Genomic DNA, 2,479 nt, shown 5'->3' on the forward strand with positions numbered 1-2,479 from the left:
AGCACTTGTCGTTTTAATTTTTCCAAATAGTTATACTGTATTTTGGTATTTAGATATCGTTTTTTGGTACTTTTTTTTAGTTTATTCATTCTTCCTTATGTTGCATACACGCAGTTTAATAAACATGTCCATTTACGCACTACATTTTTATGCTAAAAACCAAAAGTAAAATTTAAAATCACTTGATATTCAATTAGGTAGGTATCAAAATGAAAAAAATTGAAAAAAATAAAAAATACGTATTGACTTTAAAGAAAAGGTCGTTTATTAAGGTTGGCAAGTGCTTAACAAACACTATAGCGAATAGCGGATAAATCACGATAAGGTTTCTCCCATTTCTTAAAATACTGACTTTCTTTTATGCTATCTCTAGCATATAACGATTTTGTCGGGTGTGGTCACATCATACAATACTCTTTATGAGAAAAGTGTGACGACGGACTATTCGCCGTGTTTGTTAGCGCCCGACGCCCTTATAGGGCTGTCAATAACAGACAATTTAAACGAATAGGTGTCAGCATGAAAGCTACAGTTAAAAATCAAGAAACTTCTCCAAAATATGAACTTACTAATGAAAACCGCGTTGTTAACGGTGTGACTTTACACCGCATTAAAGCTTTAAGAGATTTTGATGATGTTAAGGCGGGGGATTTAGGTGGCTTTATTAAAGATGAGAGTGATCTGTCTCATAAAGGCAATTGCTGGGTTTATGATGATGCTATGGTTATCCAAGCAAGCGTTTCCGAAAATGCCAAAATACGCAATAATGCTTGTGTTGTGAATTATGCAAAAGTTTATGGTAATGCTGTGATTAGTGATAAGGCATGGGTTTTGAGTGATAAGGCACATGTTTATGACAATGCAGTCATTAATGGCAATGCAAAAATTGGTGGCTATGTTTTTGGCAATGCCGTTGTGAGTGATAATGCCGTTATTACTGAAGGGGCTCTTATTTACGATAATGCCCGTGTATATGAAAATGCTCATGTGAGTGGGCTTGTGTTTAATGATGCCCATGTCTACGGTAAATCACGCCTTGCTGCGTGGTCAAAAGCTTATGGCAATGCTCATGTTTTTGATAAAGCTATAGTTTATGATGGTAGCAATATTTATGACAATGCCAAGGTTTTTGGCTCGGCGCGTGTTGGTCCTTTTGCAAAAATTCATGATAATGCTCATGTGAGTGGAAAAGCACAAATTTGCCAATTTACAACGATTTATGGCAATGCTGTGCTTAAAGAAAATAAGAAATTTTCTGAAGATGTCTGTGGTCTTGATCAGGATATAAATAAAGCAGCTTAAATAACGGCGCGGGCGCGGCGGGGGCGCCTCCTTATAACCATTTCATTTAAAAATTTGTTTGAATATTAGATTAGGGAGCTACCTATGACTACTAAAAATGTATCCAAAAAATATGAAATTATAGACGAAATAAAAAAAGTTTACGATGCAGAAACCCGTCAACCTAAACACTTTTATCGCATTCGTGCATTAAGGGATTTCGATGATGTAAAGACAGGGGACCTTGGTGGCTTTATTGAAAGTGAAGATAATCTCTCACATGATGGTAATTGCTGGGTGTATGATAATGCTATAGTTGCTGTGAATGCCGTCGTTTCTGAAAATGCAAAAATACGTAATGATGCCATTGTTGCTCAAAATGCTAAAGTTTATGGTAATGCTATAGTGAGTGGAAAAGCTAAAGTTTATGGTCATGATACCCATGTTTATGGCAATGCACAGGTTTCTGATAATGCGAGTGTTAATGGTAGTATGTGGGTTCGTGGTAAGGGAGTAGTTTATGGCAAGTGCGTGGTTAATGACAATGCCAAGGTTTATGGTGATGCAAAAATTTGTGGTCAAGTTTGTAACAATGCCGTGGTTTATGGGAAAGCCTTTATTGCTGTAAATGCAAAAATTTATGACAATGCCAAGGTTTGGCATAGTGCTGATGTGAGTGGCTTTGTTTATGGCAATGCAAAAGTATCAGGATCTTCTTATATATACGAAGGTGCTCATATTTTTGATAATGCAAGAGTTTATGGAAAAGCGGTTGTTTACAAAGATGTTAAGATTTATGGCAACGCCGCTCTTAAGGAAAAGAAAACATTTCGTGATGATGTTTGTAGTAATGATGTAATCACTGAAAAAGCAGCATAAATAAAATAACGGGGCGGGGGGCTGCTTTATAGCAAAAAAGCCGCGTCCTTTAAGACACGGCTTTTGTTTGCAACTGGAAACTTATACATTTTAAATGTTAAAATATATTACACAAAACGTGTAAAAATGCAAGCCTTAATACATAAAAACCGCATCAAAATGAATTGATACGGCTTTTATTATCAAAACAGCTAGCGATCTAAATAAACGATTAAAAGAAATAACCGAAATATAAAAGAACGTCTCTTTATTGCACAAAACGTATCAAAAAGCAAGCTGTTAAGTAAAATAAAAATGGGATTCACACTGTAGATTCAGT

2 protein-coding genes are annotated in these 2,479 nt (G+C 35.7%); both read left to right on the plus strand.

Annotated features, from left to right (window positions below; genetic code table 11):
* The first annotated feature begins 519 nt into the window (after positions 1–519).
* On the plus strand, positions 520–1,302 hold the full coding sequence (locus ACFILO_RS09145) for a hypothetical protein (RefSeq protein ID WP_375648001.1): 783 nt from the start codon (positions 520–522) through the stop codon (positions 1,300–1,302).
* Positions 1,303–1,386: 84 nt separating this feature from the next.
* Positions 1,387–2,160 (plus strand): hypothetical protein, encoded by a 774-nt coding sequence (locus ACFILO_RS09150; RefSeq protein ID WP_375678189.1) that lies wholly within the window; start codon positions 1,387–1,389, stop codon positions 2,158–2,160.
* Positions 2,161–2,479 lie beyond the last annotated feature (319 nt).

It is taken from the genome of Bartonella sp. AP72JLCBS, assembly GCF_042195705.1.
GTDB lineage: Bacteria > Pseudomonadota > Alphaproteobacteria > Rhizobiales > Rhizobiaceae > Bartonella.